At 61.7% G+C, this 26,743-nt stretch carries 28 protein-coding genes and 1 pseudogene; 10 read left to right on the top strand and 19 right to left on the bottom strand.

Annotation, left to right across the window (positions count from 1 at the left end; all coding sequences use genetic code 11):
- Positions 1-74: 74 nt before the first annotated feature.
- The 7 genes from zapE to sdhC form a co-directional block, all read right to left on the bottom strand.
- On the bottom strand, positions 75-1,238 hold the full coding sequence (gene zapE, locus GA0061105_RS21255) for a cell division protein ZapE (RefSeq protein ID WP_092752662.1): 1,164 nt from the start codon (positions 1,236-1,238) through the stop codon (positions 75-77).
- 65 nt (positions 1,239-1,303) lie between these two features.
- The gene (locus GA0061105_RS21250; protein WP_064696537.1) at positions 1,304-1,819 is read right to left on the bottom strand and encodes a protease inhibitor Inh/omp19 family protein; all 516 of its coding nucleotides are present in this window, start codon (positions 1,817-1,819) and stop codon (positions 1,304-1,306) included.
- Between the two features lie 138 nt (positions 1,820-1,957).
- Complete coding sequence (locus tag GA0061105_RS21245; protein ID WP_092752660.1) at positions 1,958-2,776, bottom strand: nucleotidyltransferase domain-containing protein; 819 nt, start codon at positions 2,774-2,776, stop codon at positions 1,958-1,960.
- Positions 2,777-2,780: 4 nt separating this feature from the next.
- A complete protein-coding gene (locus GA0061105_RS21240; protein ID WP_092752659.1) occupies positions 2,781-3,560 on the bottom strand; it encodes a succinate dehydrogenase iron-sulfur subunit in 780 nt (259 codons plus the stop codon).
- Positions 3,561-3,578: 18 nt separating this feature from the next.
- The gene (sdhA, locus tag GA0061105_RS21235) at positions 3,579-5,420 is read right to left on the bottom strand and encodes a succinate dehydrogenase flavoprotein subunit (protein WP_064696539.1); all 1,842 of its coding nucleotides are present in this window, start codon (positions 5,418-5,420) and stop codon (positions 3,579-3,581) included.
- Positions 5,421-5,427: 7 nt separating this feature from the next.
- Positions 5,428-5,808 carry a succinate dehydrogenase, hydrophobic membrane anchor protein gene (sdhD, locus tag GA0061105_RS21230; protein ID WP_010020712.1) on the bottom strand — a complete coding sequence of 127 codons (381 nt, stop codon included), beginning with the start codon at positions 5,806-5,808 and terminating at the stop codon, positions 5,428-5,430.
- 10 nt (positions 5,809-5,818) lie between these two features.
- Positions 5,819-6,214 carry a succinate dehydrogenase, cytochrome b556 subunit gene (gene sdhC / locus GA0061105_RS21225; protein ID WP_064696541.1) on the bottom strand — a complete coding sequence of 132 codons (396 nt, stop codon included), beginning with the start codon at positions 6,212-6,214 and terminating at the stop codon, positions 5,819-5,821.
- A gap of 314 nt (positions 6,215-6,528) precedes the next feature.
- On the opposite strand from sdhC, the gene GA0061105_RS21220 reads away from it, so the two are divergent.
- Positions 6,529-7,023, top strand: a complete 495-nt coding sequence (locus GA0061105_RS21220; RefSeq protein ID WP_092752657.1) for a hypothetical protein — start codon at positions 6,529-6,531, stop codon at positions 7,021-7,023.
- Positions 7,024-7,031: 8 nt separating this feature from the next.
- Here the strand turns inward: GA0061105_RS21220 and GA0061105_RS21215 are convergent, their stop codons facing one another.
- The 5 genes from GA0061105_RS21215 to tsaD are packed head-to-tail and all read right to left on the bottom strand — an operon-like array spanning position 7,032 to position 10,504.
- Positions 7,032-7,682 carry a class I SAM-dependent methyltransferase gene (locus tag GA0061105_RS21215; RefSeq protein ID WP_092752655.1) on the bottom strand — a complete coding sequence of 217 codons (651 nt, stop codon included), beginning with the start codon at positions 7,680-7,682 and terminating at the stop codon, positions 7,032-7,034.
- Positions 7,683-7,688: 6 nt separating this feature from the next.
- On the bottom strand, positions 7,689-8,120 hold the full coding sequence (locus GA0061105_RS21210; RefSeq protein WP_092752654.1) for an EVE domain-containing protein: 432 nt from the start codon (positions 8,118-8,120) through the stop codon (positions 7,689-7,691).
- Positions 8,121-8,122: 2 nt separating this feature from the next.
- Complete coding sequence (locus tag GA0061105_RS21205; protein WP_064683805.1) at positions 8,123-8,416, bottom strand: YciI-like protein; 294 nt, start codon at positions 8,414-8,416, stop codon at positions 8,123-8,125.
- 10 nt (positions 8,417-8,426) lie between these two features.
- Entirely contained in the window at positions 8,427-9,410 is a 984-nt protein-coding gene (locus GA0061105_RS21200; protein WP_092752652.1) for an NAD(P)H-dependent glycerol-3-phosphate dehydrogenase, read from the bottom strand.
- Entirely contained in the window at positions 9,407-10,504 is a 1,098-nt protein-coding gene (tsaD, locus tag GA0061105_RS21195) for a tRNA (adenosine(37)-N6)-threonylcarbamoyltransferase complex transferase subunit TsaD (RefSeq protein WP_092752650.1), read from the bottom strand. The genes GA0061105_RS21200 and tsaD overlap by 4 nt, the downstream gene beginning before the upstream one ends.
- A 72-nt stretch (positions 10,505-10,576) precedes the next feature.
- On the opposite strand from tsaD, the gene hemC reads away from it, so the two are divergent.
- The 6 genes from hemC to GA0061105_RS21165 all read left to right on the top strand — a co-directional run bounded on the left by hemC (position 10,577) and on the right by GA0061105_RS21165 (position 16,417).
- Positions 10,577-11,506, top strand: coding sequence for a hydroxymethylbilane synthase (hemC, locus tag GA0061105_RS21190; protein ID WP_092752648.1), 930 nt, complete (start codon positions 10,577-10,579; stop codon positions 11,504-11,506).
- 7 nt (positions 11,507-11,513) lie between these two features.
- The gene (locus GA0061105_RS21185; RefSeq protein ID WP_092752646.1) at positions 11,514-12,221 is read left to right on the top strand and encodes a uroporphyrinogen-III synthase; all 708 of its coding nucleotides are present in this window, start codon (positions 11,514-11,516) and stop codon (positions 12,219-12,221) included.
- Between the two features lie 68 nt (positions 12,222-12,289).
- Positions 12,290-13,561, top strand: a complete 1,272-nt coding sequence (locus GA0061105_RS21180) for a COG4223 family protein (protein WP_208601676.1) — start codon at positions 12,290-12,292, stop codon at positions 13,559-13,561.
- 1 nt (position 13,562) lies between these two features.
- Positions 13,563-15,173: a heme biosynthesis protein HemY gene (locus GA0061105_RS21175; protein ID WP_208601682.1), complete on the top strand. Its 1,611-nt coding sequence runs from the start codon at positions 13,563-13,565 to the stop codon at positions 15,171-15,173.
- A 16-nt stretch (positions 15,174-15,189) separates the two neighbouring features.
- Positions 15,190-15,675 (top strand): tellurite resistance TerB family protein, encoded by a 486-nt coding sequence (locus GA0061105_RS21170; RefSeq protein WP_064696552.1) that lies wholly within the window; start codon positions 15,190-15,192, stop codon positions 15,673-15,675.
- On the top strand, positions 15,644-16,417 hold the full coding sequence (locus GA0061105_RS21165) for a glutamine amidotransferase (protein ID WP_092752641.1): 774 nt from the start codon (positions 15,644-15,646) through the stop codon (positions 16,415-16,417). Before GA0061105_RS21170 ends, GA0061105_RS21165 begins: the two co-directional genes overlap by 32 nt.
- Positions 16,418-16,432: 15 nt before the next feature.
- Here GA0061105_RS21165 and GA0061105_RS21160 read toward each other — a convergent pair whose 3' ends face one another.
- Positions 16,433-17,680, bottom strand: a complete 1,248-nt coding sequence (locus tag GA0061105_RS21160; RefSeq protein WP_092752639.1) for an MFS transporter — start codon at positions 17,678-17,680, stop codon at positions 16,433-16,435.
- Positions 17,681-17,821: 141 nt separating this feature from the next.
- On the opposite strand from GA0061105_RS21160, the gene GA0061105_RS21155 reads away from it, so the two are divergent.
- On the top strand, positions 17,822-18,121 hold the full coding sequence (locus GA0061105_RS21155; RefSeq protein WP_064696554.1) for a YggT family protein: 300 nt from the start codon (positions 17,822-17,824) through the stop codon (positions 18,119-18,121).
- Entirely contained in the window at positions 18,118-18,429 is a 312-nt protein-coding gene (locus tag GA0061105_RS21150; RefSeq protein WP_064696555.1) for a DUF167 domain-containing protein, read from the top strand. Before GA0061105_RS21155 ends, GA0061105_RS21150 begins: the two co-directional genes overlap by 4 nt.
- Before the next feature lie 4 nt (positions 18,430-18,433).
- Here GA0061105_RS21150 and ppa read toward each other — a convergent pair whose 3' ends face one another.
- The 4 genes from ppa to GA0061105_RS21130 form a co-directional block, all read right to left on the bottom strand.
- Positions 18,434-18,970, bottom strand: a complete 537-nt coding sequence (gene ppa / locus GA0061105_RS21145; RefSeq protein ID WP_064696646.1) for an inorganic diphosphatase — start codon at positions 18,968-18,970, stop codon at positions 18,434-18,436.
- Positions 18,971-19,120: 150 nt separating this feature from the next.
- Positions 19,121-19,627, bottom strand: a complete 507-nt coding sequence (locus GA0061105_RS21140; RefSeq protein WP_064696556.1) for a GNAT family N-acetyltransferase — start codon at positions 19,625-19,627, stop codon at positions 19,121-19,123.
- Positions 19,628-19,827: 200 nt separating this feature from the next.
- Positions 19,828-21,648 carry a translational GTPase TypA gene (gene typA, locus GA0061105_RS21135; protein ID WP_092752637.1) on the bottom strand — a complete coding sequence of 607 codons (1,821 nt, stop codon included), beginning with the start codon at positions 21,646-21,648 and terminating at the stop codon, positions 19,828-19,830.
- Positions 21,649-21,807: 159 nt separating this feature from the next.
- Positions 21,808-23,895, bottom strand: coding sequence for a M3 family metallopeptidase (locus GA0061105_RS21130; protein ID WP_092752635.1), 2,088 nt, complete (start codon positions 23,893-23,895; stop codon positions 21,808-21,810).
- Positions 23,896-24,099: 204 nt separating this feature from the next.
- Between GA0061105_RS21130 and GA0061105_RS21125 the strand changes: the two are divergent.
- Positions 24,100-24,530 (top strand): annotated as a pseudogene (locus GA0061105_RS21125) (hypothetical protein).
- Positions 24,531-24,536: 6 nt separating this feature from the next.
- On the opposite strand, the gene GA0061105_RS21120 reads toward GA0061105_RS21125, so the two are convergent.
- Positions 24,537-25,178: a LysE family translocator gene (locus GA0061105_RS21120; RefSeq protein ID WP_092752633.1), complete on the bottom strand. Its 642-nt coding sequence runs from the start codon at positions 25,176-25,178 to the stop codon at positions 24,537-24,539.
- Between the two features lie 127 nt (positions 25,179-25,305).
- Positions 25,306-26,604, bottom strand: a complete 1,299-nt coding sequence (locus tag GA0061105_RS21115; RefSeq protein ID WP_092752631.1) for a mechanosensitive ion channel family protein — start codon at positions 26,602-26,604, stop codon at positions 25,306-25,308.
- Between the last annotated feature and the right edge of the window lie 139 nt (positions 26,605-26,743).

The raw sequence follows: 26,743 nt of genomic DNA, 5'->3' as shown, positions 1-26,743 counted from the left end.
TTTTGATGCAGCGTTTTCAATCGTTTAGATACAAAAATTCTTACGTAAACGTAAGGAATTTTGTCACCCTGTTGTTACTCGGCGGCACGTTTCTCATGGTGCAGCGCAAGATATTCCGCGCTCCGCATCTCGAACAGGCGCGATGCCGTGCGATCGAATTCGAAGCCTTCGGTGCCACGGCGGTTGACGAGCAGCTCCTCCGGCATCGCCGCCGCCGATATATAAAGCCGCACGGCATGATCGTAGAATGTATCGACAAGAATGATGAACCGCTTGATCTGGTTCCGCTTCTCCGGCCCGAGCAAGGGCACGTGATCAAGGAAGACGGTATCGAACCGCTCGGCGATGGCCAGGAAGTCGGCAGCCCCGAGCGGCTTTTCGCAGAGATCGGCGAAAGAGAACCGCGCCATTCGATCGGCTGCAAGCGGTACGTGAATGGAGCGCCCCTTCATCGGAATATCGAGCGGCTGCGCCTTGCGCCCATGCAGCGCCTGCGTCCAAGAGGCTTCCATCGCCATGTCATTATGGTCGTTGATCGGTACCAGATAGACCGGATGGCTGCTCAGCTTCTCCATCCGATAATCGGTCGGCGAGTCCAGCGTGACGATATCGACATGTTGTTTGAGCAGGGCGACGAAAGGCAGGAACAGGCCGCGATTGAGACCGTCCTTGTAGAGATTGTCCGGCTCGACATTCGAAGTCGCGACCAGCACGCATCCCCGCGCGAAGAGTTCGGAAAACAGCCGCGACAGGATCATCGCGTCGGCGATGTCGGTGACGGTGAATTCATCGAAGCAGAGCAGTTCCGCTTCCTCGTAGAGGGCTGCGGCAACCGGCGGCATCGGGTCGGCCTGCTTCGTCTCGCCGTTCTTGAGCTTCAGCCGGTGCGCCGCGATGCGATTGTGCACGTCGGCCATGAATTCATGAAAATGCGCTCGCCGCTTCTTCCTGCACGGCGCCATCGAGAAGAACATGTCCATCAGCATGGTCTTGCCGCGTCCGACGCTGCCGTGGATATAGAGGCCTTTGATGCCGTCGGGGGATTTCTTCTTCTTGGCAAACAGCCAGCCAAGCGCGCTCGCTTTGGCCGCCGGCCGCAATTGCTTCAGTCCGGCAAGCACCCGGTCCAGGCTTTTGGCCACGTCCATTTGGGCGGAATCGACCTGCAACGCACCGGCAAGCGTCAGCGATTTAAGCTGTTCGCAAACGCTGAGCGCGTAATCTGGCATTGGCTGCATGAGGGCATGTCCGCCTGTCAGTCATCGGCGTGGGCGCCGCCGGATCGTTTACCGCGCAGGTTCGTTCACCGGCTGAGGCTGATCTGCTGACCCGAATTCGTCTGGCCCTGGAAGCGATTGTCGGCCGTCTTGTAGACGCTGCCTATCTGGTTGCCCGAACGGTCTTTGAGCAGCACCTGCTTGCCCGCCACCTCCCAGGAGCCCATCGCCGTCAACTCACCGACACAGCCGCGCGTTCCGCCGCGCGACCCGCTGCCGAGATTGGTGAGCGTCAGGAACATGTCGCAACTGCCGTTGACGCGCCAGTTTCCGACCATCGACTCCTTGGTGACGTCGAGCGCATTGGCTGCAACCGCGCCGGCCTGCGCTCCCGGCATCGGTGCCGTCGCCGTCGGCGCGGCTGGAAACTGCGAACCACCGGTCGGCGGCGGAAGCTGCCCGCCCTGCACCGAGGGAACTGGCTGCGCCGTCAGCGGCGCCGGCCCGGCGTTCGAGTTGGAGCTGTAATCATATGCCGTACGCTGACAACCGGCTAGCGCGAGAGCCACCACCAGACCTGTCATCGCATATCGCAACTGCATCATCATACTCCTGAAATTCGGCTGTCGCCGCAGAGAAACGGACGTGAGACAAGATCCGATTATCGTAATTCGCTTTGGTTAATCAAGTCGGGCGGCATAAATTGCCCGTGACAACAACTAGCCGAAAAACGATACAGTTCAACTGCCCCGCTGCAAAACTTCCTGCACGTAGAATTTGTCAGCAAGGTGTTGCACGCGTTGATCTCTGTCGGGATCCCTGTCGAACTCTCGCAATGTCTCGGAATAACGTTCAAATGAGTTCTTCAGAAAGGCTTGCACCAGCATCGGCGGCAGACCTTCCCCCATTTCGCGCGTCTGTTTCTTGACATGCACGAGATCGAGTATCGCGGTTCGAAGGTCGGGAGAGATCGAGATCGCCTCGAGGCATTCCAACATATTCATCGGCGGCAGCACGAGAAACGAACGCTGCCGCATCCATTCGAGCGCTATGGCCGGGCGTACGGCGTAAAGGAGCTTCTTCAGCTTGATCGCCCCTTCGCCCTCGCTCTGAAAATGCTGTCGCATGAGCCCCACATAATGGGAAGCTACCTTTTCCGGGACCATGATGAGATCGAGCAGCGCGCCAAGACGTGAGCGAAAACCCGCTTCCTCTTCATAAGCGATCGGCGATTTCAGCCATTCAACCACCACCGCGTTTCCCTTAAGGGCGAGCAGCAGCGCCTTTCGCAGATCCCAGCCGCCGGTATCGATGTCGCCAACGATCGGAAACTCGATGACATCGCGCAAAGAAGTCAGCGTGAGATGATGCTCGACCGGACGGATATAGACGAAGCGGCAGTCATAATCGCTGTCAGGAGACGGAAATCCCCAGGCGCGGCTGCCGCTTTCAATGGCAAAACCGATGCGGATGCCCTGTTCGCGCACCGATGCGAGCCGCGACTTGATCTCTTTGACGGCTTCGGGATCGAAGCCGTCTATTCCGCCATCGGCATGCATGTGATCAGACCCGGCGCTCGACCATCATCTTCTTGATTTCGGCGATCGCCTTGGCCGGGTTGAGGCCCTTCGGGCAGGTCTGCGCGCAGTTCATGATCGTATGGCAGCGATAGAGGCGGAACGGATCCTCGAGATTGTCGAGGCGTTCGCCGGTCGCCTCGTCTCTGGAATCGATCAGCCAGCGATAGGCCTGCAGCAGAACGGCCGGACCAAGATAACGGTCGCCGTTCCACCAGTAGCTCGGACAGGAGGTCGAGCAGCAGGCGCAGAGGATGCATTCATAAAGGCCGTCGAGCTTCTGCCGGTCCTCGTGGCTCTGCTTCCATTCCTTGGCAGGCGTCGGCGACACCGTCTTCAGCCAGGGCTCGATTGAGCGATGCTGGGCGTAGAAGTTGCTGAGGTCGGGCACCAGATCCTTGACGACGGGTAGATGCGGCAGCGGATAAATCTTCACCGCGCCGGTGATATCGTCGAGACCCTTGGTGCAGGCGAGCGTGTTGGTGCCATCAATGTTCATCGCGCAGGAACCGCAGATGCCCTCGCGACAGGAGCGGCGCAATGTCAGCGTCGGGTCGATCTTGTTCTTGATGTAGAGCAGACCGTCGAGCACCATCGGGCCGCAATCGTCGACATCGACGTAGAAGGTGTCGATCGACGGGTTCTGGCCGTCATCCGGGCTCCAGCGGTAGACGCGGAACTCGCGGGTGTTCGTCGCACCCGCCGGCTTCGGCCAGACCTTGCCTTCGCGCATTTGAGAATTCTTGGGGAGAGCGAGTTCAACCATATCCGGTTCCTCTTGAAATCAATACACGCGAGCTTTCGGCTCGATCTTATGCGGATCGATGCCTTCGGCGATGAGCTCGGTGTGAACAGGGCGATAGTCGAGCTTGACGTCGCCTGCCTCGTTCACCCAGGCAAGCGTATGCTTGCGCCAGTTGATGTCGTCGCGACCGGCGAATGCGCCCTCGGTATAATCCTCGCGTGCGTGCGAACCGCGGCTCTCCTTGCGGGCCTCGGCTCCATAGATCGTCGTGATGGCGTTGGCCATCAGATTCTGCAACTCGAGCGTTTCCACGAGATCGGAGTTCCAGACCATCGAACGGTCGGTGACCTTGATGTCCTTCATTTCGCCCCAGATCGCCGAAATGCGCCGGCAACCGGATTCCAGCGATTCCTGCGTGCGGAACACGGCCGCATCTTCCTGCATGGCGCGCTGCATCTTCTCGCGCAGGTCCGCCGTCGGCGTGCCGCCGCTGGCGTTACGCAGGCCGTCGAAACGGTCCATGATCCTATCGCAGGCGGCGAGATTGAGATGCGGGATCGGCGCTGCGCGGTCGATGACCTCGCCGGCCCGGATCGCAGCGGCGCGGCCGAAGACCACGAGATCGATCAGCGAGTTGGAGCCGAGACGGTTGGCGCCGTGCACCGAGGCGCAGCCCGCTTCACCCACAGCCATCAGCCCCGGGATGATGCGTTCGGGATTGGCGCTGTCGGCGTTCAGAACTTCGCCCCAATAATTGGTCGGAATGCCGCCCATATTGTAGTGAACGGTCGGCAGGACCGGGATCGGTTCGCGGGTCACATCGACGCCGGCAAAGATCTTGGCGCTCTCGGAAATGCCCGGCAGGCGCTCATGCAGAACGGCCGGATCGAGATGGTCGAGATGCAGGAAGATGTGGTCCTTGTTCTTGCCGACGCCGCGGCCCTCACGAATCTCAAGCGTCATGCAGCGCGAAACGACGTCGCGTGAGGCGAGGTCCTTAGCCGAAGGCGCATAACGCTCCATGAAGCGCTCGCCCTCGGAGTTGACGAGGTAACCGCCTTCGCCGCGCGCGCCCTCGGTGATCAGACAGCCCGATCCGTAGATGCCGGTGGGATGGAATTGCACGAATTCCATGTCCTGCAGCGGCAGACCGGCGCGCGCCACCATGCCGCCGCCGTCGCCGGTGCAGGTATGGGCTGACGTCGCCGAGAAATAGGCGCGGCCGTAGCCGCCGGTCGCCAGCACCACCATCTTGGCGGCGAAGCGATGGATCGTGCCGTCATCGAGGCACCAGGCAACGACGCCAGTGCAGCGGCTGCCGTCTTCCGACATGATCAGGTCGAGCGCGAAGTATTCGATGAAGAATTCGGCGTTGTTGCGCAGCGACTGGCCGTAGAGCGTGTGCAGGATCGCGTGGCCGGTGCGGTCGGCAACGGCGCAGGTGCGCTGAACCGGCGGGCCTTCGCCGTAATTCTGCATATGGCCGCCGAACGGACGCTGGTAGATCTTGCCTTCCTCATTGCGCGAGAAGGGCACGCCGTAATGCTCGAGCTCATAGACCGCTTTCGGAGCTTCCATGGTCAAATACTGCATGGCGTCGACGTCGCCGAGCCAGTCGGAGCCCTTGACGGTGTCGTAGAGATGCCACTGCCAGCTGTCCGGCGTCATGTTGCGCAATGAGGCGGCGATGCCGCCTTGAGCGGCAACCGTATGCGAGCGGGTCGGAAACACCTTGGTGATGCAGGCGGTGCGGAAACCCTGCTCGGCCATGCCGAGCGTGGCGCGCAGGCCGGCGCCACCGGCGCCGACGACGATCACGTCATAGGAGTGGTCGACATATTTGTAGGCCTTGCCGTTCTGGGCGGGTGAGGTCGGTGCCATATCGAGCTTATCCTACGAATGCGATTTTCAGAATGGCGAAGAGACAGAGGCCGGCGATCACGATCGCAAAGAACGTGTTCAGCATCAGCAGAGCGATCTTGCCGAATTCGCCATGCACGTAGTCTTCGATGATGACCTGCATGCCGAGCTTCATATGGATGACGCCGGATATCACCATCAATCCCATCACGACGGCGACGAAGGGGTTCGACAGCGCGCGAACCACATCCGCATAGGGCGCGCCGGCATAGGCGATCATGAAGATGACGAAGAAAAGGATCAGCGGAATGTTGGAAACGGCGGTCAGCCGCTGACGCCAGAAATGGCTCGTGCCTTCCTTGGCGGAGCCGAGCCCGCGAACCTTGCCGAGGGGGGTGCGCATATCCATGAGACGACCTTCAGAAGCGAATGAGGAGGCCGATCGACCAGACCAGCACGGTCAGACAGAGCGACCCGATGACGTTGGCGATGGCGAGCTTGGTCGAGACTTCCTTCTCGAAGCCGTAGCCGAGATCCCACATCAGATGGCGGAAGCCGCCGAGCATGTGGTGCAGCAGTGCCCAGGTATAACCGAGCAGCACAAGCTTGCCGAGAAGGCTGCCGAGCACCCAATTGGCCCAGTCGTAAGAGCTCTGGCCGCTTGCCGCGGCGATCAGCCACCAGGCGACGAGCAATGTGCCGACGTACAGCGCACCGCCGGTAATGCGGTGGACGATGGACATGACCATAGTGGGAATAGGTTTGTAAATTTGCAAATGCGGCGACAGGGGCCGGTTATTTGTCACGTTCGCCATCAGAACCTCGCGGCGGCTTCTCTGCGCTCCCGGGTTTCGGAGCATGCTCAGTCAACCACACGAATGACAAAATTCTTTGTGTGCGTTGCATCAAATGCGACGTTTAATCACCGGAAGGCGATACGACAAGCACAATTGCTGTCTGCTTTAAATTTAATCGATTCGGGTTACCGCGAAGTTTGCGGGCCAAGGAAACTAGGCTTTTGCACTCAGTATTGATGCCGTTCTTTGCGGGCGAATGGACAAGCCGCCGTTTTTGGCGCAATCTTGCGTTAACGATTTGTTAACGATTGGATTTCCGGAGTCCGGCGCCCATGTTTCGCAGCCTGTCCGCAGTCACCTTCCTCGCGCTCGCCGCTCTTGCAGCACTTCCCGCCACAGCGGGCGAACGCCGCTACGATGGCCGCTTTTCCGGCCATCGCCACGCGTTTCACGGCGAATTTCGTCTCGGCGAGCGTGTGAACTGGCGCGATCGCGGCATTCGTTTCGACCATACTTACGGCCGCCGGGCCGGCAGGAACAGGATGCCGATGCTGACGCGGTTTTCGTCGGGGGCAACAAACCGCGTGGTCCGCAGCAATCTCGTCATCCTCGCCCCGCAGGCACCAGCTTGGGACGTAGGCGGCACCTATTCCGGCTCCTCCTACGTTTATCAGGTCGATGGAGGAACCTATGTCGGGGGTGGCAGCTACGGCTACTATCCCGCAGTCAGGCCCGCGCCGCTGGCGCCGAAGGCAAAGGTCATCGACGTCGCCATCCAGGACGACCCCTGCTCCTATGAAGCCAATGTCTGCGTCATCCGGCCTTAAAATTCGCATCAACTGGGCGCGAAGCGCCACACCGTCGTCTTCTTGACGTCGCTGTCCTCCAGTGCCCGCGTCACCGGCACCTGATAGGCCGCGCAGAATTCCAGCCGGTCCTTGGGCAGGTAGCTGCGCCCGGGATCGCCGACCAGCACCGGGCTGCCCTCGGCCGCAAGCCTCGCGAACCAGGGGACGAGCGCGTCGGCGAAGATGCGGTCGTAAAAGACGTCGCCCGCAAGCACGATATCCGCCTCGACGCTCGTACCGACCAGGTCGGCGTCGGTAAATCCGAGCGCAACATGATTGGCCTCGGCATTGAGCCTGATTGCCGTCTCTGCCCAAGGGTCGATATCGGCAGCCATCACCTCACGGGCTCCGGCCATGGCAGCGGCAATGCCGACAAGGCCGGAACCGCTGGCGAAATCCAGCACCCGCTTGCCGCGCACCAGTTCCGGATGATCGAGGATGTAGCGCGCCAGCCCCTGCCCGCCCGCCCAGGCAAAGGCCCAGAAAGGCGGCGGCAGACCAATCGCCTCCAGTTCCTCCTCCGTTTTCAGCCAGAGCTCATGCGCCTCGCTTGCCAGATAAAGCGAAATCTCCGGCACATGCGGCGGCGGCATCAGACTGGTATTGGCGCGAATGAAGGCTTCCGGATCGGTCTTCAAGGGTTTTCAGCGCGGTGGATTGTCGAGCCCGCCCATGCGGCAGACTTCAGCCCATTCGTCATCCGTCACCGGCTGGACGGAAAGCCGCATGGAGGTGACGAGCGACATCTTGGCGAGGGTCTCGTTCGCCTTGATATCCTTCAGCGTCACCGGCTTCGGCATGTCCATGACGGCGCGGATATCGACGCAATCCCACTTCGGGTCGCCTTTGGCGGTCGAGTCCGGGTGCGACAAGGCGCAGACTTCGACGATGCCGACGATCTCCAGCCCGTCATTGGAATGATAGAAGAACCCTTTGTCGCCGATCTGCATCGCCCGCATGTTGTTGCGGGCGAGATAGTTGCGCACGCCCGTCCATTCCGTACCCTTGTCGCCGGCAGCCTTCTGCTGCTCCCAGGACCAGGAGGCAGGTTCGGATTTATAGAGCCAATGCGCCATGCTTACGCCTCCGGCTTGTTGAAGACCCAGTTGAAGGGCTTGATCTCGACGCTTTCGAACAGCCCGGCCTGGGCATAGGGGTCGGCATCGGCGAGCGCCTTTGCCTCCTGCGCCGTCTCCGCCTTGACGAGCACCAGGCTGCCGCAAGCCTTGCCTTCGTCGTCGAGGAAAGGACCGGCCATGGAGAGCTTCCCTTCGGCATTGAGCTTATCGAGATAGGCAAGGTGCGTCGGCCGCGTCTCCATGCGGACGTTCAAATGTCCCGGCTTGTCCTTGCAGAGCAAAGCGAAAAGCATGTCTATTCTCCTATTCGGTGGTAATTGGGCGCGTCATCAACTGCTCGATGGCGTCCGATATATCGAGACGGCCGTCGATGATGGCGGAAACGGCGTCGGTGATCGGCATGCTGATCGAAAGCTCCGCCGCCAGCCGCGCGGCGACGGAGGCGGCAAGCGCGCCTTCCACCAGCGTGCCCTGCAACGGATCGACCTTTTCGCCGCGCCCGAGCGCAATGCCGAAACGCAGGTTTCGCGATTGATGGCTCGTCGCCGTCAGCACCAGATCGCCGAGGCCGGAAAGCCCGCGCACCGTATCGGCTTGGCCGCCCTTGGCCGCGACGAAGCGCGACATTTCCGCAAGCCCGCGGGCAATCAGCGCCGCCCGCGCGGAATCGCCGATGCCGCGGCCTTCGACAATGCCGCAGGCGATCGCCAGCACGTTCTTCAGTGCACCGCCGAGCTGAACGCCGATCCGGTCATTGGAGGCGTAGAGCCGAAAAGTCCGGCCGGATATCGCCACGGCAAGCCGCTCCGCAGTCTCCATGTCATCAGCCGCGATCGCCATCGCCGTCGGCAGCCCTTTGGCGATGTCGGTGGCAAATCCCGGACCGGAGAGAACCGCGACCGGATGGTCCGGCAGCTCCCGTTCCAGCATGTCGGTGAGAAGATTGCCCGTCGCCCGCTCGATGCCTTTGGCGCAGGTGACGACGACGGCATCCTTGCCGAGATAGGGACCGTATTGCCGCGCCGCATCGGCCTGCGCCTGCGACGGCATCGCAAAGAGCACGATGGAGGCGTCCGCGATCGCATCCGCCTCCGCGGAAAATTCGAGCGTATCGGGCAGGAGAATACCCGGCAGAACCGCGTCATGCAGCCGTTCGGCCTTCAGATCGGCTATCAGTGACGGATCGCGCCCGACAAGCGTTACCGCGCTGCGGCCGGCAAGCGCAATGACGGCGGCCAGCGCCGTTCCGAAAGCACCTGATCCGATGACGGCGATTTTTTCGCTCATGCCTTGGCTCCTCTCTTTCCAAAGCCGATCAGCGTTTCGGCATTGGCATCGAGCGGCCAGCGCGAACGCGGCTGCACGTCGAGCGTATCAGGCGCCGCGCCGATCGCCATGCGCTCGAGCCCCGCCCAGGCGATCATCACCGCATTGTCGGTGCAGAGGCTGAGCGGCGGCGCAATGAAACGGAAACCGTTCTTGTCGCAGAGCGCCTGCAGCGTCGCCCGCAGCTCGAGATTCGCAGCGACACCGCCGGCAACCACCAGCGCCGGCTTCTCACCGGTCGTCGGGAACTCCCTCTTGAACCGCTGCAGGCCGCGGCCGATGCGGTCCTTCAGCGTGCGCGAAATCGCCTTCTGGAACGAGGCGCAAATGTCGGCCACGTCCTGGTCGCTGAGCGGCGCGATCTCCTGTGCCGCCTGCCGCACCGCCGTCTTCAAGCCGGAAAACGAGAAGTCGAGCCGCGCCTCGCCGACGAGCGGGCGCGGAAAATCGAAGCGATCGGCATTGCCGTCGCGCGCCATCCGCTCCACCGCCGGCCCGCCGGGATAGGGCAGGCCGAGCAGTTTTGCCGTCTTGTCGAACGCTTCGCCAAGCGCATCGTCGATCGTCGTGCCCCAACGTTCATACTGTCCGACGCCGCGCACCAGGATGAGTTGGGTGTGACCGCCGGAAACGAGCAGCATCAGATAAGGAAAGGCGAGCCCGTCGGTCAGCCGCGCCGTCAGCGCATGACCCTCGAGATGGTTGACCGCATAGAGCGGCTTGCCGGCGGCCCTGGCGATCGCCTTGCCCGTCATCAATCCGACAAGCAGTCCGCCTATCAGGCCGGGACCTGAAGTGGCGGCGATGGCGTCGACATCATCAAGCGACACATTGGCGCGCTTCAGCGCCTCCTCGATCAGCTCGTCCAGCGCCTCGACATGGGCACGCGCTGCGATCTCCGGCACCACGCCGCCATAGGCACTATGTTCGTCGAGCTGGGAAAGCACGACATCCGATAGGACATTTCCACGTCCCTCCGCATCGCGCTCGACGACGGCTGCGGCGGTCTCGTCGCAGCTTGTTTCGATGCCGAGGATGCGCATAAAGGGAACCATGTGGCCTGTTCGTTCATTGCGATGGAACGGAAACCCGTTTACGAGAATTCCGGTAACAACGGAACAGAGCGGATGCAAACAAAACCTTTCCGGATCGGCACGCGGGGCAGCCCGCTGGCGCTTGCCCAGGCGCATGAGGCCCGCGACAGGCTGATGGCGGCGCACAACCTGCCCGAAAAGATGTTCGAGATAGTCGTGCTGACCACCAAGGGCGACCGCATCACCGACCGGTCGCTGGCCGAGATCGGCGGCAAGGGCCTCTTCACCGAGGAGCTCGAACAGAAGCTTGTCTCAGGCGAATTGGATTTCGCCGTGCACTCCACTAAAGATATGCCGACGCACCTGCCGGACGGCCTTCATCTCTCCGCCTACCTGCCGCGCGAAGATATCCGCGACGCTGTGATCGGCCGCACGGCGCGCAAGCTGATCGACCTGCCGCATGGCGCCACCGTCGGCTCTTCATCGCTGCGCCGCCAGGCGCTGATCCGCCGCATGCGGCCCGACATCAACGTCATCACCTTCCGCGGCGCGGTCGAAACCCGCCTGCGCAAGCTCGAAGAGGGCCAGGTGGACGCGACCCTGCTGGCGCTGGCCGGCCTGAAACGCCTTGGCAAGGTCGAGGTGATCACCGATATCCTCGACCCCGACACCTTCCCGCCGGCGCCGGCACAGGGGGCGATCTGCATCGAAAGCCGCATCGGCGATCACAGGATCGACGACCTGTTGGCAGCGGTCAACGATGCCGCGACCTTCGACACTGTCTCCTGCGAGCGCGCCTTCCTCGCCGCTCTCGACGGCTCCTGCCGCACGCCGATCGGCGGCTATGCCGTTTGCGAAGGCGACCTGATCCGTTTCTCCGGCCTGATCATCACAGCCGACGGCCGCAGCCAGCATGCGGTGACCACCGACGGCCACCGCCGCGACGCGGCCGCACTCGGCACTCGCGCCGGGCAGGACGTGCGCGCGCGAGCCGGCAGCGCCTTCTTCGACGACTGGCACTGAAGCCGCCATGCGCGTGCTCGTCACCCGCCCCGCGCATTCGGCGACAAGAACAGCACAACGTCTGCGCGATAGGGGCCACGAGCCGCTGCTGCTGCCGCTGCGCCGGCCACAGCACGACCGCGCCGCAGCCGCCGGCGCGCTTGAAGCCACCAGCGGCGCGATCGCGGTGACCAGCGCCGAAGCCGTCAGGGTCATGTCCGCTCTCGGCGAGAAACTTCGCCCACATCTTGTCCGCCCGCTTTTTACGGTCGGCGAGATGACGGCGCAAGAGGCGCGTCGCCTTGGCTTCCACTCGGTCGCCGCGTCCTCAGGCAACGGCCGCGATCTCGCCGATCTCGTCGCCGCTGGGGCAGAGGAAGAGTTGCTCTACCTCGCCGGCATGCCGCGCGCCGAAACATTTGAAGGAAGATTGCGCGAACTCGGCATCCGCTTTTCCGTCGTCGAATGCTATCGCATGCAGCCCGTTGCTCCGAACCCGGCCGAGATCGAAGCTCTTTTTTCCGACTGCCGCCCCGACGCCGTTCTCTTCTATTCCCGGCAGACGGCAGAGGATTTTTTTCACGTGGCGGAGCTGCGATCGGCGCTGTCGAAGCACAGCTATATCCGCCTGCTCTGCCTCAGCGAGGCAGTGGCGCAAGCCGTTCCGGCGGCCCTGAAAAAAAACGTGGCGATTGCGCCGATGCCGGATGAGCAAAGTCTTTTGTCGCTGCTTTGAATGCGTTAGCCGCCCAAATTTGATCTAACCTCTTCCCTTAATTGGCATCACTGTCTAGTTTCGTTGCAATGCAGGATAAAGAGGACCTCATGGTATCGGGAAACCCGCCACGCCATTCGAAGAGCGCCGACGAGCCGGTCACGATCGACCTCGATTCTCAGGACTTCGCTTCCGTAGCCGATACCGAAAAGCCGGTGAACAAGGAGGCCGGCGACACCGACAGCGCCCCGGCCGATGTCGGCCCGACGCCCGAAAACGAAGCGGTGTCGCAGGCTGAACCTGAAAGCAGGCCCGACGCGGAAGCGGCGGAAGAGACACCGGCGGCAGCCGCCGAACCGTCCTTCACGCCCCCTGCCGAACAGCCCTCACCGAAGAGCTCCGGCACCTCCGGTCTTATCGCCGCCGGCATTTTCGGCGGCCTCGTGGCGCTGCTCGGCGCAGGCGTCATTCAATATGCCGGTTACCTCCCGGGCTCCTCGGCCCCGCAGACCGCGTCGCCCGAACTCGCCGACCTCTCCGGCGAGATCGACGGCTTGAAACAGACCGTCGCCAACCTTGCCGCCAGTCCCGCAAGCCCAGGTGACGGCGCGCTTGAAACGCGTGTCGCCGCGCTGGAAACGGCTGCGAAGAACCCCGCCGCGGCACCATCGGCCGACCCGGCAAGTGTCGAGGCGCTCAACCAGAAGATTGCAGAGCTGAGCAGCCAGGTCGACCAGCTGCGTTCGACGCTTGCTCAGTCCTCCGACCAGCAGACGAGCAGCGACGCCGATATCGCCAAGCGCCTCGCCGAGGCCGAAAAGAAACTTAACGAGCCGCGTGAAGATGTTGCCGTCGCCCGCGCGATCGCGGCAGCCGCCCTCAAGGCGGCGATCGACCGCGGCGGGCCGTTCCTGGCCGAGCTCGACACCTTCGCCGGCGTCGCGTCCGACGATCCTGCCATCGCCGACCTGCGTTCCTTCGCCGAGACCGGCGTCCCCTCGCGCGCCGAGCTGATGCGTCAGGCTCCCGACGTTGCCACCGCGATCGTCGAGGCCGTCAACCAGCCGGATCCGAACCAGAGCTGGTCGGACCGGCTGATGGCGAGCGCGAAATCGCTGGTGACGGTCCGTCCCGTCGGCAATATCGAAGGTGAAAGCGTCGAAGCGATCGCCGCCCGTATGGAGGACAAGGTGAAGAACGGCGATCTGCCCGGCGCGTCCGCCGAATGGAACGCTCTGCCCGCTCCCGGCAAGCAGGCGTCTGCCGCCTTCAAGCAGTCGCTGGAGGCGCGCATCCGCGTCGAGGAGCTGGTCGGCGGGGCATTGTCGAAGGCCGTCAGCGGCACCGGCAAGGAGGGTTGAGATCATGATCAGACTTGTCGTCTTCGCCCTGCTCGTGCTGCTTCTCGCCTATGGCTTCTCCTGGTTCGCCGATCGTCCCGGCGACATCTCGCTGATCTGGGAAGGCCAGATCTACCAGACCAAGCTGATCGTCGCCGTGAGCGCGATCATCGCCCTCATCGCCGCCGTGATGATCGCCTGGTGGTTCGTCCGCTTGGTCTGGACCTCGCCGCATTCGGTGACCCGCTATTTCCGCGCCCGCAAGCGCGATCGCGGCTATCAGGCGCTATCGACCGGCCTGATTGCCGCCGGTGCCGGCAATGCATTGCTCGCCCGCAAGATGGCCGCCCGTTCACGCGGCCTCATCCGCGCCGATCAGGAGCCGCTGATCAACCTGCTCGAGGCCCAGGCCGCGCTGATCGAGGGCCGCCATGACGAGGCGCGCGCCAAGTTCGAAGCCATGGCCAACGACCCGGAAACGCGCGAGCTTGGCCTGCGCGGTCTCTATCTCGAAGCCCGCCGTCTCGGCGCCAATGAAGCCGCCCGCCAATATGCCGAAAAGGCGGCCGACGACGCTCCCTATCTGCCCTGGGCCGCCCAGGCGACGCTCGAATATCGCAGCCAGGCCGGCCGCTGGGACGATGCGATCCGCTTGCTCGAACAGCAGAAGGCTGCTCGCGTCGTCGAAAAACCCGAGGCCAACCGCCTGCACGCCGTGCTCCTGACGGCGCGCGCCACCGAGAAGCTCGAAGGCAACCCTGCCGGCGCTCGCGACGACGCCCTGCAGGCGCTGAAGCTCGCCGCCGATTTCATTCCGGCCGCCCTCATTGCCGCCAGGGCACTGTTCCGCGAAGGCGGCCTGCGCAAGGCTGCTTCGATCCTCGAACAGGCATGGAAATCGGCGCCTCATCCCGAGATTGGCCAGACCTATGTCAGAGCCCGCAGCGGCGATTCCACGCTCGACCGGCTGAAGCGTGCCGAACGGCTGGAAGCGATGCGCCCGAACAATGTCGAATCCCTTCTCGTCGTCGCCCAGGCAGCACTCGACGCGCAGGAATTCGCCAAGGCGCGCGCCAAGGCGGAAGCGGCGGCGCGCATTGAGCCGCGTGAAGCCGCCTTCCTGCTGCTCGCCGACATCGAGGAAGCCGAGACCGGCGACCAGGGCCGCGTGCGCCACTGGCTGGCCCAGGCGTTGAAAGCCCCGCGCGATCCGGCCTGGGTGGCGGATGGTTACGTCTCCGACAAATGGCTGCCGGTGTCGCCCGTCACCGGCCGTCTCGATGCCTTCGAATGGAAGGCGCCTTTCGGCCAGATCGAGGGGCCGCTCGAGGACGGTTCGGCGCCCGCCTCGATCGAAACCGCCCTGAAGACCCTGCCGCCGCTGCGTGACGTCAAGCCGGAGAGCCCGGTCAACGATCACCGCATCATTGAGCTGGAACGCGCCGCGACGATCGCCGAGGCTGTGCGCCCCGCACCGGCACCGGCAAAGCCGAAGCCCGTCGAACCTGCCGCCAGTGATAAAGCGCCAGCAGCGAACGACGCAAAGCCCTTTTTCGGCGGACTGCCGGATGATCCAGGCGTCCGCGATCCGAGGGCGGAACCGGAATCCAGGACACGGCTCCGCCTTTTCTGAAAGGGACGAAATCCGCATGTTCGAACGCTTCCAGGCATTCTTCCAAAACCTCACCGCCGACCGTCCGAAGAAGGGTTTTGCTCCCGATGATCCGCGCATCGCAGTGGCGGCACTCTGCATGCAGGTCATGGAGGCCGACGGCAAGATCAAGGCCAGCGAAAAGAAGCGGCTGCGCAACCTTTTGAAGGAGCAGTATTCGCTGGACGGCAAACAGCTCGACGCCCTGATGGCCGCCGGCCTCGAAGCCGAAAGCTCCGCTGTCGACTACTATCGCTTCACTGCCGACCTGAAACGCCATCTCGATACCGAGCAAAGGCTGGAGCTGATCGGCATTCTCTGGGACATCGTTTACGCCGACGGTGAGCGCAGCGAGATGGAAGACCATATCATCTGGCGCATTGCCGATCTGCTCGGAGTCTCCTCACGCGAACGCATCCAGAAGCGGCAGGAGGCCGCCGCCAGGGTCACGGATGTCCAGGTTGCGCAAGATGATGCCGACTGAGCAAAATCCGCAGCGCGACCGGCGCCCGATCCTCATCGTCCTGCATCAGGAGCGCTCTAGCCCCGGCCGTGTCGGGCAATTATTGGTCGAAAAAGGCTACGGCCTCGATATCCGTCGCCCGGTCCTCGGCGATCCGCTTCCGACGACGCTCGCAGACCATGCCGGCGCCGTCGTCTTCGGCGGACCGATGAGCGCCAATGATCCCGATGACTTCATCAAGAAGGAGATCGACTGGATCGAGGTCCCGCTCAGGGAGAGGCGCCCCTTTCTCGGCATCTGCCTCGGCGCCCAGATGCTGGTGCGTCAGCTCGGCGGCAAAGTGCAGCCGAATGCCGATGGCTCGACGGAGATCGGCTGGTACCCGCTGCACCCGACCGAGAAAGGCCGCCTGCTGATGCACTGGCCGAGGATGGTCTATCATTTTCACCGCGAAGGCTTTGAGCTGCCGCACGGCGCCGAACTGCTAGCCGAAGGCGATGCCTACCCGAACCAGGCCTTCCGTTACGACGGCAACGCCTGGGGTCTGCAATTCCATGCCGAACTCACGCGGGTGATGATGCATCGCTGGGTCGTGCACGGCGCGCACCGCTTCATTCTGCCGAACGCCCAACAGGGCCGCGAACATCTCGAAGGCCGCATGCTGTTCGACGCGCCTCTGAAAGCCTGGCTGACAGAATTCCTCGATCTGGTCTTCGAGGGAAAGTCGGCGAAGGCGACACCGTCTATCGCGCTCCGCGCATAATCCTTTCAAAATGATTCAGGCTTGAAGGGATTGGGCGGGCGCGTCGAGCGTGTCGATCCTGCGCAGCTTGGGAAAACTGGAAGCCCAGATCGCCGCCACCGCCAGCGTTCCGATGCCGCCGATGATGACCGCCGGCACCGCGCCGAAGACCGATGCCATCGTGCCCGCCCTGAATTCTCCAAGCTCGTTCGAAGCACCGACAAAGACCATGTTGACCGCATTGACACGGCCACGCAGATGGTCGGGCGTCCAGAGCGCGATCAGGCTCTCGCGCACATAGACCGATATCATGTCGGCCGCCCCCATCAGCGCCAGCGCTGCAATCGAAACTTCGGTATTGGTCGAGGCCCCGAAGATGATGGTGCCGACACCGAAGAGAGCGACGCCGATGAACATGTAGAGGCCGGCGCGGTGTTTCAGCGGATAGGCCGCAAGGAAGATCGCCATGACGATGGCGCCGAGCCCCGGCGCTGCACGCAGCAGTCCTAGCCCCCAGGGACCGAGCGTGAGAATATCGCGGGCGAAAATCGGCATCAGTGCGGTGGCGCCGCCGAGCAGCACCGCGAAGAGATCGAGCGAGATCGCGCCGAGCACAACCTTTTCAGCGCGGATGAAACTGAAGCCGCCGAGGATCATTGCCCAGCTCTTGGCCTCGCCCGTCGTCTTCTGTTCCGGCTTCGGGATCGTGAAGAGCAGAGCCGCGCCGAGGATGGAAAAGATCACCGCCACCGTATAGGCGGTCGAAGCGCTGAGGCCGTAGAGCAGGCCGCCGATGACCGGCCCGGTGATCGCGGCAAGCTGCCAGGACGACGAATTCCAGGCGATGGCATTGGAAAGCGCGTGCTCCGGCACAAGATTGGGTGCGAGAGACTGCACCGCCGGCGACATGAAGGCGCGTTCGACGCCGAAAATCAGAAGCACCGCAAACACCGGCCAGGGCGAGAAGGTCTCCGTCGCCGTCATGATGAGCAGCGCCAGCGTGCAGAACGCGCCCACCAGCGAGCAGAGGGCGGCGATGGCGCGCCGATTGTGCCGGTCGGCCACCGAACCGGTGACGAGGATGAGCAGCAGCGACGGCAGGAACTGTACAAGCCCGATCAGGCCGAGATAGATCGCCTTGCCCGTCTGGTCGTACATCTGCCAGCCGACGGCGACGCTGACGATCTGCTGCGAGAAGGACAGCAGAAAGCGCGCAAAGAAGAAGCGCGTGTAGGACGGATGCCGAAACGCGGCAAAACGGTCTCCGGTGGGCGAAAACGACATGGGTCTTGTCCGAGGAAGCGGGCGCCGGAATGGCTGCGAGGCCGCCCGTTAAACATGTTCTGCCATGCGTTTCGACACGGCACTTGCCCGTTTAGTCGCCAATGTCTACATGTCTGTCAACAACGAAATTTGGAGATGACGATGTATGCGCTGCTGGCCACTATTGATTTAGCTTTGCAAATTTATATCTGGATTTTGGTCGGCAGCGCCATCTTCTCGTGGCTCTACGCATTCAACGTCATCAACTCCCATAACCAATTCGTCAATCAGATTGGGACGTTCCTCTACAACATCACCGAGCCTGCCCTGCGTCCGATCCGCCGCTTTCTGCCCAATCTCGGTGGCATCGATATTTCTCCGATCATTCTGCTTCTGATAATCTTCTTCATCCGCATGCTGCTGGCGACCAGCGTTGCGCCAATCTTCGGCGTTCGCATGTGAACCGTCCTTGGAAGATATTTGACGATCATTTGCGCCTTGCCGTTCGTCTCACGCCGAATGGCGGGCGTGACGCGATAGACGGCATCGAAGCGGATGGCGAAGGCGAAACGCATCTGAAGGCACGCGTTACATCAGTGCCTGAGAAGGGCAAGGCCAACAAAGCCCTCATCCTTCTGGTCGCAGAATCCCTGCGCATACCCAAATCTTCCGTCAGCCTTGTCTCCGGCGAGACCGCGCGCAAAAAAATCCTCCGGATCGACGGCGATCCGGAGGATTTGGCAAAAAAGCTCGAAGCGTTTTTTGGCTGATCGATCAGCCCTTCGTCGTCTTCGCACGCTCGATGGCTTCGAGGATGAGGGCGCCGGCTTCCTTCGAGTCGCCCCAGCCGTAGATCTTCACCCACTTGCCGGGCTCCAGATCCTTGTAGTGCTCGAAGAAGTGCTCGATCTGCTTCAGCGTGATCTCGGGAAGATCGGTGTAATCCTTCACCTTCTCGTAGCGCAGCGTCAGCTTCGGCGACGGCACGGCAATGATCTTCTCGTCCTTGCCAGAATTGTCTTCCATCTTCAGGACGCCGATCGGTCGCACGTTGATGACGCAGCCCGGAACCAGCGGCCGGGTGCTGGCGATCAGCACGTCGATCGGGTCGCCGTCTTCAGACAGGGTGTGCGGTACAAAGCCGTAATTGCCCGGGTAAGTCATCGGCGTATAGAGGAAACGATCGACGACCAGCGTGCCGGCGTCCTTGTCCATTTCATACTTGATCGGATGACCGCCGACCGGAACCTCGACGATAACGTTGACGTCTTCAGGTGGATTCTTACCGATTGAAACGGCGTCGATGCGCATACGAAACTCCTGCGAGGTTGAATTGCTCGCAGCCAGATAATCGGTTTCATGCGGCAACGCAACATTGGAGATCACCAATGCGTGATGACACCAGCGCGCAACCACTTCCAAATTCTAGTCAGAGATGAGCGAACCGCGAGCCGAGCGGTTTCAGTTCCAGATGAAGCCGATCTTCTTCAACTGCTTGTGGTCGAAATTTTCCATGCCTTCGCAGAAATCGACGCCGCCGTGATGGCGGTAGAAGCGGCTGGCGGTCTCGTTTTCCTCAAGGCACCAGACGACCAGCCCGTTGCAGCCGAGCGACTTCAGCAGCCGACGCGCCTCGCCGAACAACATCCTGCCGAGACCGATGCCCTGATATTCGGGGCGAAGATAAAGCTCGTAGATTTCGCCTTCCTGCGGCAGTGCGCGGGCGCGGTTAAGACCGAGCGTCGCATAGCCGGCGACTGTTCCTGCCACATCGAGAACCAGCAACGTCGCCGGCCCGCGGGTGGCCTTGCGCCACCAATTTTCGCCTCGCCGCTCGATCATCTGCGTCAGGGCGCGATGCGGAATGATGCCCGCATAGGTGTGTTGCCAGGCGAGCCTGTGCGTTTCCGAAATGGCTCGGGCATCGTGCGGTTCGGCCCGCCGGACATCGATCGACAACGTCTTCATAACGTTTACTCTGGTCCTGCCGGGGGCAATTAACCATATGCGACGATGCATTCGGCTCGATTGCCCACAGACTTAACATGTGGACGATGGTCAAATTTTAACGCTTTTTTAACGATTGTCACAAGCTGGAATCGACGCAGCGCACAATAAAAAACCCCGGCGCAAAGGCCGGGGTTCTAAAACAGGGTCTCGAGGAAACCTTAGAGAGCCGCCTTCGTCTTTTCGATCCGCTTGCGGTCGTTGGCGTCGAGATACATCTTGCGCAGGCGAATGGACTTGGGCGTTACCTCGACCAGCTCGTCTTCCTGGATCCAGGAAAGTGCACGCTCGAGCGTCATGCGGATCGGCGGGGTAAGCTTGACGGCTTCGTCCTTGCCGGCGGCGCGGATGTTGGTCAGCTTCTTGCCCTTCAGTACATTGACCTCGAGGTCGTTGTCGCGCGTATGGATGCCGATGATCATGCCCATATAGACCTTTTCACCGGCGTCGATGATCATCGGACCGCGGTCTTCCAGGTTGAACAGCGCATAGGCAACGGCTTCGCCGGGTTCATTGGCCAGCAGTACGCCGTTGACCCGGCCGCCGATCTCGCCCTTGTAAGGCTGGTAGCTGTGGAACAGGCGGTTCATGATTGCGGTGCCGCGCGTATCCGTCAGCAGTTCCGACTGGTAGCCGATCAGGCCGCGGGTCGGCGCGTAGAAGACCAGACGGACGCGGTTGCCGCCCGACGGACGAAGCTCGACCATTTCGGCCTTGCGCTCCGACATCTTCTGCACGACGACGCCGGAATGCTCTTCATCGACGTCGATCAGGACTTCTTCGATCGGCTCCAGAAGCTGGCCGCTGTCATCCTTGTGCATGACGACACGCGGACGCGAAACGGCAAGCTCGAAGCCTTCGCGGCGCATGTTTTCGATCAGAACGGCGAGCTGAAGTTCGCCGCGGCCGGAAACGAAGAACGAGTCCTTGTCGGCGCTTTCCTCGATCTTGAGGGCAACGTTGCCTTCGGCTTCCTTGAGCAGGCGGTCGCGGATGACGCGTGAGGTCACCTTGTCGCCTTCGGTGCCGGCAAGCGGCGAATCGTTGACGATGAAGGACATGGTGACGGTCGGCGGATCGATCGGCTGCGCCTTCATGGCTTCCGTGACGGACGGATCGCAGAAGGTGTCGGCGACCGTGCCCTTGGAAAGGCCGGCGATCGCAACGATGTCGCCCGCATGCGCTTCCTCGATCGGCTGGCGCTCGATGCCGCGGAAGGCGAGGATCTTGGAAATACGGCCCTGTTCGATCAGCTTGCCGTCCTGGCCGAGAACCTTGACGGCCTGGTTCGGCTTGATCGAGCCGGAGGCGATACGGCCGGTGATGATGCGGCCGAGGAAGTTGTTGGCTTCGAGGATCGTGCCGATCATGCGGAACGGACCTTCCTCGACCTTCGGCTCGGGCACGTGCTTGACGACGAGGTCGAGCAGCGGCGCAAGGCCTTCGTCGGTCGGGCCTGCCGGATCGTAGTTCATCCAGCCGGCGCGGCCGGAACCGTAGAGGATCGGGAAGTCGAGCTGCTCGTCGGTCGCATCGAGGGCGGCGAAGAGGTCGAAGACTTCGTTGACGACTTCGTCGGCACGGGCGTCGGGACGGTCGATCTTGTTGATGGCAACGATCGGGCGCAGGCCGACCTTCAGCGCCTTGCCGACGACGAACTTGGTCTGCGGCATCGGGCCTTCGGCAGCGTCGACGAGAACGATCGCGCCGTCCACCATCGAGAGAATGCGCTCGACTTCGCCGCCGAAGTCGGCGTGGCCGGGCGTATCGACGATGTTGATGCGCGTGTCTTTCCATTCGATCGACGTTGCCTTGGCGAGAATGGTGATGCCGCGCTCTTTTTCGATGTCGTTGGAGTCCATCACGCGTTCCATGACGCGCTGGTTCTCGCGGAACGAACCGGACTGTTTCAGGAGCTCGTCAACGAGAGTGGTCTTGCCATGGTCAACGTGCGCGATGATCGCGATGTTGCGAAGTGCCATTTGTCATAATCTCTGAGGCTGGGGCGCTACGCCAAGTGGACGCGCCATTTACATTTGGCGCGCTCTTACCGGTTTTTTCGCGATTGCGAAAGGGGGTCGCGCGCGAAAGCTGCGGCATGGCTGCCGCCATGCCGCCCGCTTCTCTGTCATCAAACTGTCTTAAGCGTCGCTGCCTGTCAATTCCTCGAACGTGGCGAGGCCCTTTTTGACCAGCATCGCATTCGGGTTCGGCAGCTTGCCGCGGAAGCCCTTGTAGGCATCCTCCGGATCGACCGAGCCTCCGGTGGAATAGATGTTTTCCTTGAGCTTGCGCGCCATCTCGCCGTTGAAAGCGTCGCCCGTCTCCTCAAAGGCGGCAAAGGCATCGGCGTCGAGAACTTCCGACCACATGTAGGAATAATAGCCGGCCGAATAACCGCCGGAGAAGATGTGCTGGAAGTGCGGTGTGGCATGGCGCATGACGATCGACTTCGGCATGCCGATCTCGGCCAGCACCTCAGCCTGCACCGCCATCGGGTCCTCGACAGTCTCCCGGGTGTGAAACGCCATATCGACAAGCGCCGAGGAGGTGAACTCGACGGTATTGAAGCCGGCATTGAAGGTACGCGCCGCCAGTACCCTGTCGAGCAGGACTTGCGGCATCGGCTCGCCTGTCTCGAAATGCACGGCGTATTGCCTGAGGATGGCGGGAACCGTCAGCCAGTGCTCGTAGAGCTGCGAAGGCAGTTCGACGAAATCGCGCGAGACGCCGGTGCCGGAAACGGAAGGGTAAGTGACATTAGAAAGCATGCCGTGCAGCGCATGGCCAAATTCGTGGAACAGCGTGCGGGCATCGTCGAGCGACAGCAGCGCCGGCTTGCCTTCGGCCGGCTTGGCGAAATTGCAGACATTGTAGATGATCGGCAATTCGCCTCGGCGGCCGTTCTTCAGCTCCAGTCTGTGCTGCGATTGCAGCGAGCTCATCCAGGCGCCGGAGCGTTTCGAGCTGCGGGCGAAATAGTCGCCGAGGAAGAGGGCGACCAGCCTGTCCTCCCGGTCCCTGATTTCGAACACTCTGACGTCGGGATGATAGGTCGGCACGCCCTTCTTCTCGACGGCGCGGATACCGAACAACCGGCCCGCCACGTCGAAGCAGGCGTCGATGATCTTTTCGAGCTGCAGATAGGGCTTGAGTTCGGCCTCGGAGAAATCGAACTTCCGCGCCCGGATCTTTTCGGCATAGTGCCGCCAGTCCCATGGCATCACCTCGTGGTTCCGGCCCTCTTCGGCAATCAGCGTCGCAATGTCCACCTCTTCCTCGCCCGCGCGTTTGACCGCCCGCGCCCAGACCGCCTTCAGCAGGTCGTTCACCGCATCGGCTGTCTTCGCCATCGTATTATCGAGCTTCAGTTCGGCGAAATTGCCGTAGCCGAGCAGCCTCGCCACCTCATGGCGCAGCGCAAGCGTTTCCTTGATGACGGCACGATTGTCAGTCTCCCCGCCGTTTGCCCCGCGCGCCACCCAAGCCTTGAACGCCTGCTCGCGCAGGTCCCGGCGTTCCGAGAAGGTCAGAAATGGCTCGATGATCGAGCGGGACAGCGTCACCGCATATTTGCCCTCGTCGCCGCGGTCGCGCGCCGCTGCCGCCATCGCATCGCGGAGGAATTCCGGCAGCCCGTCGAGCTCCGCTCCCTCGGAAAGCACGAGCGCCCAGGCTGTCTCATCGGCCAGGACGTTCTGACCGAACTGCGTTCCGAGGCCCGCGAGCTTTTCGTTGATCGCCGCGAGCTTCTCCTGCTCGGGTGTTTCGAGCTTGGCGCCGGATTTGACGAAACCCTTCCAATGGCGTTCCAGCACCCGCGTCTGCTCCAGCGTCAGGCCGAGGCTCTCGCGGTTCTCCCAAAGCGTGTCAATGCGGGCAAAAAGCGCGGCATTCATTCCGATCTTCGAATAGTGCCGTGACATCTTCGGCGATATCTCCCGCTCGAGCGCCTGGATGAGCTCGTTGGTATGCGCGCCTGCCTTGTTCCAGAACAATGCCGAAACACGCGAGAGAGCATCGCCGGCAATCTCCAGCGCTACCACCGTATTGTCGAAGGTCGGCGCGTCGGCGTTTCCGGCAATCTCGTCGATCTCCTGTTCATGCGCGGCGAGCGCCGCGTCGAAGGCGGCAGAAAAATCGCCGTCATCGATGGCATCGAAACGCGGCAGGCCGTGTAGACCATCCCAGTTGACCAGCGCCGGATTGAAATCATGGGGAGAAGGCATCGGAGAATTCCTTTTGGTATGCGGGGATGGTCAATATAGGAGAGCCGCCGCAGAATTGGTATGCCGTCGCGGCGGGCCTTTTGACTCGTCTGGCGAAGCGGTGGACAAGATTTGACAGCCGAAAATTAACCATTTGTTAACGATTGACGCGAATCACGCGCAAGCGCTAGTTTCCGGTGATCTTCCTGCCAGGGGACATGCGCCATGGAAATTTTTTCCCTGCGGTCTTCTCAGAGTTTGCTTTTTAAAAACAACCCTAATAACGCAAGAAATTCTAAGACTGCCGATATCCAATCGAGACCAAGGCTCCGGCTCCGGTCTCGTTCCAGATCGAAGACAATCTTGACGAAGGGCCTGATTTCACTGCGGTCAGCCCTGGAGAGCTGCGCAACTACGCACGCCAAAGCTTCGATAGCGGCCTGATCGATCAGAACACCTATGCCGCGATCTCCGAACCCTTGCCGATGCATGCAATCGATCCGCTCGGCAATATCATCGATCTCTCCAGCGTCACCGACGGCACGAGTTTCAATTTCCTCGATTATTATAAAAACCAGCTGCAGGTCGCCATGTCGATCGGCGACCCCCATGAAGTCCAGACGCTGAAATCGATTGTCAGTTTCCTGAATGCATGATCGCAGTCAGGCCCTGCGCCAGCCGATGAGGCCGGGCGCTGCATGCCATAGCGCCTGGGCGGCAAAGCCCATGAACAGCACGCCGGACGAGCGCACGATCAGCCGCTCATGTGCGCGATAGAAACGGCGCACCGCACCCGCGCCAATGATGCCGATCAGGATGATGTCGGCGGTCACGAACCCCAGGAAGGACACAACGAGAAGCACGGGCAGCGCCTCGAAATCGAGCGCGCCGGCCGAGCCCGCAACCAGCGCCGTGAACGTGGCAAGCGCCACCGGATAACCCTTGGGGTTGGTGACGCCGAAAATCAGGCCACGCCGGAATGGCCGCTCGACCACGACAAGCGCCTGCCCATCTGCTTTCGGCTTGGCGTTGACGGCGCTCCAGCCGATCCAGGCAAGGTAGAAGCCGCAGGCGAGCCCGAGCAGATCGAACACGAAGGTCCCGATCGTCTTTGCACCGACGATCGCAATCAGCGCCAGCGATGACCAGATGAGATCCCCGACCAGATGCCCCATCATGAACAAGGCGCCGGCCTTGCGGCCCTGCCCAGCGCCGATGCCGAGCAGCTGCAGGAAGGCGGGTCCCGGAATGAGCACGTAGAACAGCGCCGCCAGAAAGGCGCCGAAGAGCAAGGACTGCGTCATGGAAATGCTCCCTCGGATGATCGAGCAGATTAGGCGATCACGGTTGGCCGTCAAGGGTAGCCAAGCAGCGTAATTTGAGCAGCAATAGAAGCCCGCGCGGCATTGTCGGCAGGCTTAATGTCAGCGCTTAGTCTTCGCGCGACTGCTTGATCTCGACAGGCGTCCTCATGATAATTTCGCGGTGCGGGAACGGGATCGACACGCCGGCTTCCTTGAACGCGTCCCAAAGCGCCATCAGCACTTGGCCCCTGACATTTGTCAAGCCATTCGCGGGATCGGAGATCCAGAAGCGGAGCCGGAAATCAAGCGACGAAGCGCCAAAGCAGGTAAGCCAGCATACCGGCGCCTTGTAGTTGTTTGCAACGCGATCCACCGTGGAGGCAGTCGTGATCGCAATTCTAACGACCTCATGTGGATCGCTGTCATAGGCCGTACCGAAGTCGACATCGATCCTGACGTAGTCGCTGGAGAACGACCAGTTGACGACCTGTTGGGAGATGAAGTCCTCGTTGGGGATCAGGTATTCTTTGCCGTCACGCGTGATGACCGAAACGAACCGCGACCTCAAATCCCGAATCGAACCGAAGGTATCTCCGAGCGTGATCGTGTCGCCTGGCTTGATGGATTTATCGAGAAGGATGATGATGCCGGAGATGAAGTTCGATACGACTTTCTGAAGGCCGAAGCCTATTCCGACGCCAACTGCGCCGGAAAAAACCGTCAATGCGGTCAGGTCGATGCCTGTCGCTGATAAGGCAATTGCGCCGGCGATCATGATCAAGCCGATTTTAATGAACTTGCTGATCAGGACCTTGATCGATGGCGAAAGATCGCCCGATCGCTGCACCCAATGGGACAGGACATTGCCGATGAGAACCGCCACCCAGATGAGCGCGACGGCCAAGACGACCGCTTTCAGCACAAGGAGGAGTGAAAGGCGCACAGCCCCCAGATTGACAGCCAGGCCATCGAGGGCGGAGAGCACCGGACCGTCAAGCCGGAGCGCGTATAACGCGACGTAGCCCCAACTGACGATTGCGACCGTTCGCGACAAGGTGGGATTGCGGATAATCTTGGTCAGCACGGAGATGATGAACCACGCCGCCGTCAGCGTCAGGGCAGTCGAGACGAGCCACCTTTGCGACGGCCAGGTGTTTGGCGTCAGAACGACGTTTGCAAGCCAGAGCCATACCGCGAGAAAGAGCCACTTCAAGCGCCGCATAAAGGCGATTATGACGCGCAACAGGTCGGGATTACCTTTGATGCGCCTGGCCCTTGCTTCCAGTGCAGGTTCGGTGCGGGAGGCTAAGAAGGACGCTGCAACGTAACCGACGGCGATAACTCCGACTTGGTAGAACGTCCATTCGCTCAACACGAACGTTCTCAACCAGCGTTCGAACGCGTCGATTATCTGCCTGACATCCATGGTCCTGGCCTTTGTAGCCCTTCAAGGCAGATAAAGGCGTCGACACAAGTTTTGTTCAATTCCTGACGATGGCCGGTGCTCTAGTTCCACCGTATCCGACGAACGCCTCGGCGATGCTCGTTTGACCGACGGAGTTCAG

Source organism: Rhizobium aethiopicum (assembly GCF_900094625.1).
GTDB classification, from domain to species: domain Bacteria; phylum Pseudomonadota; class Alphaproteobacteria; order Rhizobiales; family Rhizobiaceae; genus Rhizobium; species Rhizobium aethiopicum.
This window is presented reverse-complemented; position numbering and strand designations above follow the sequence as displayed.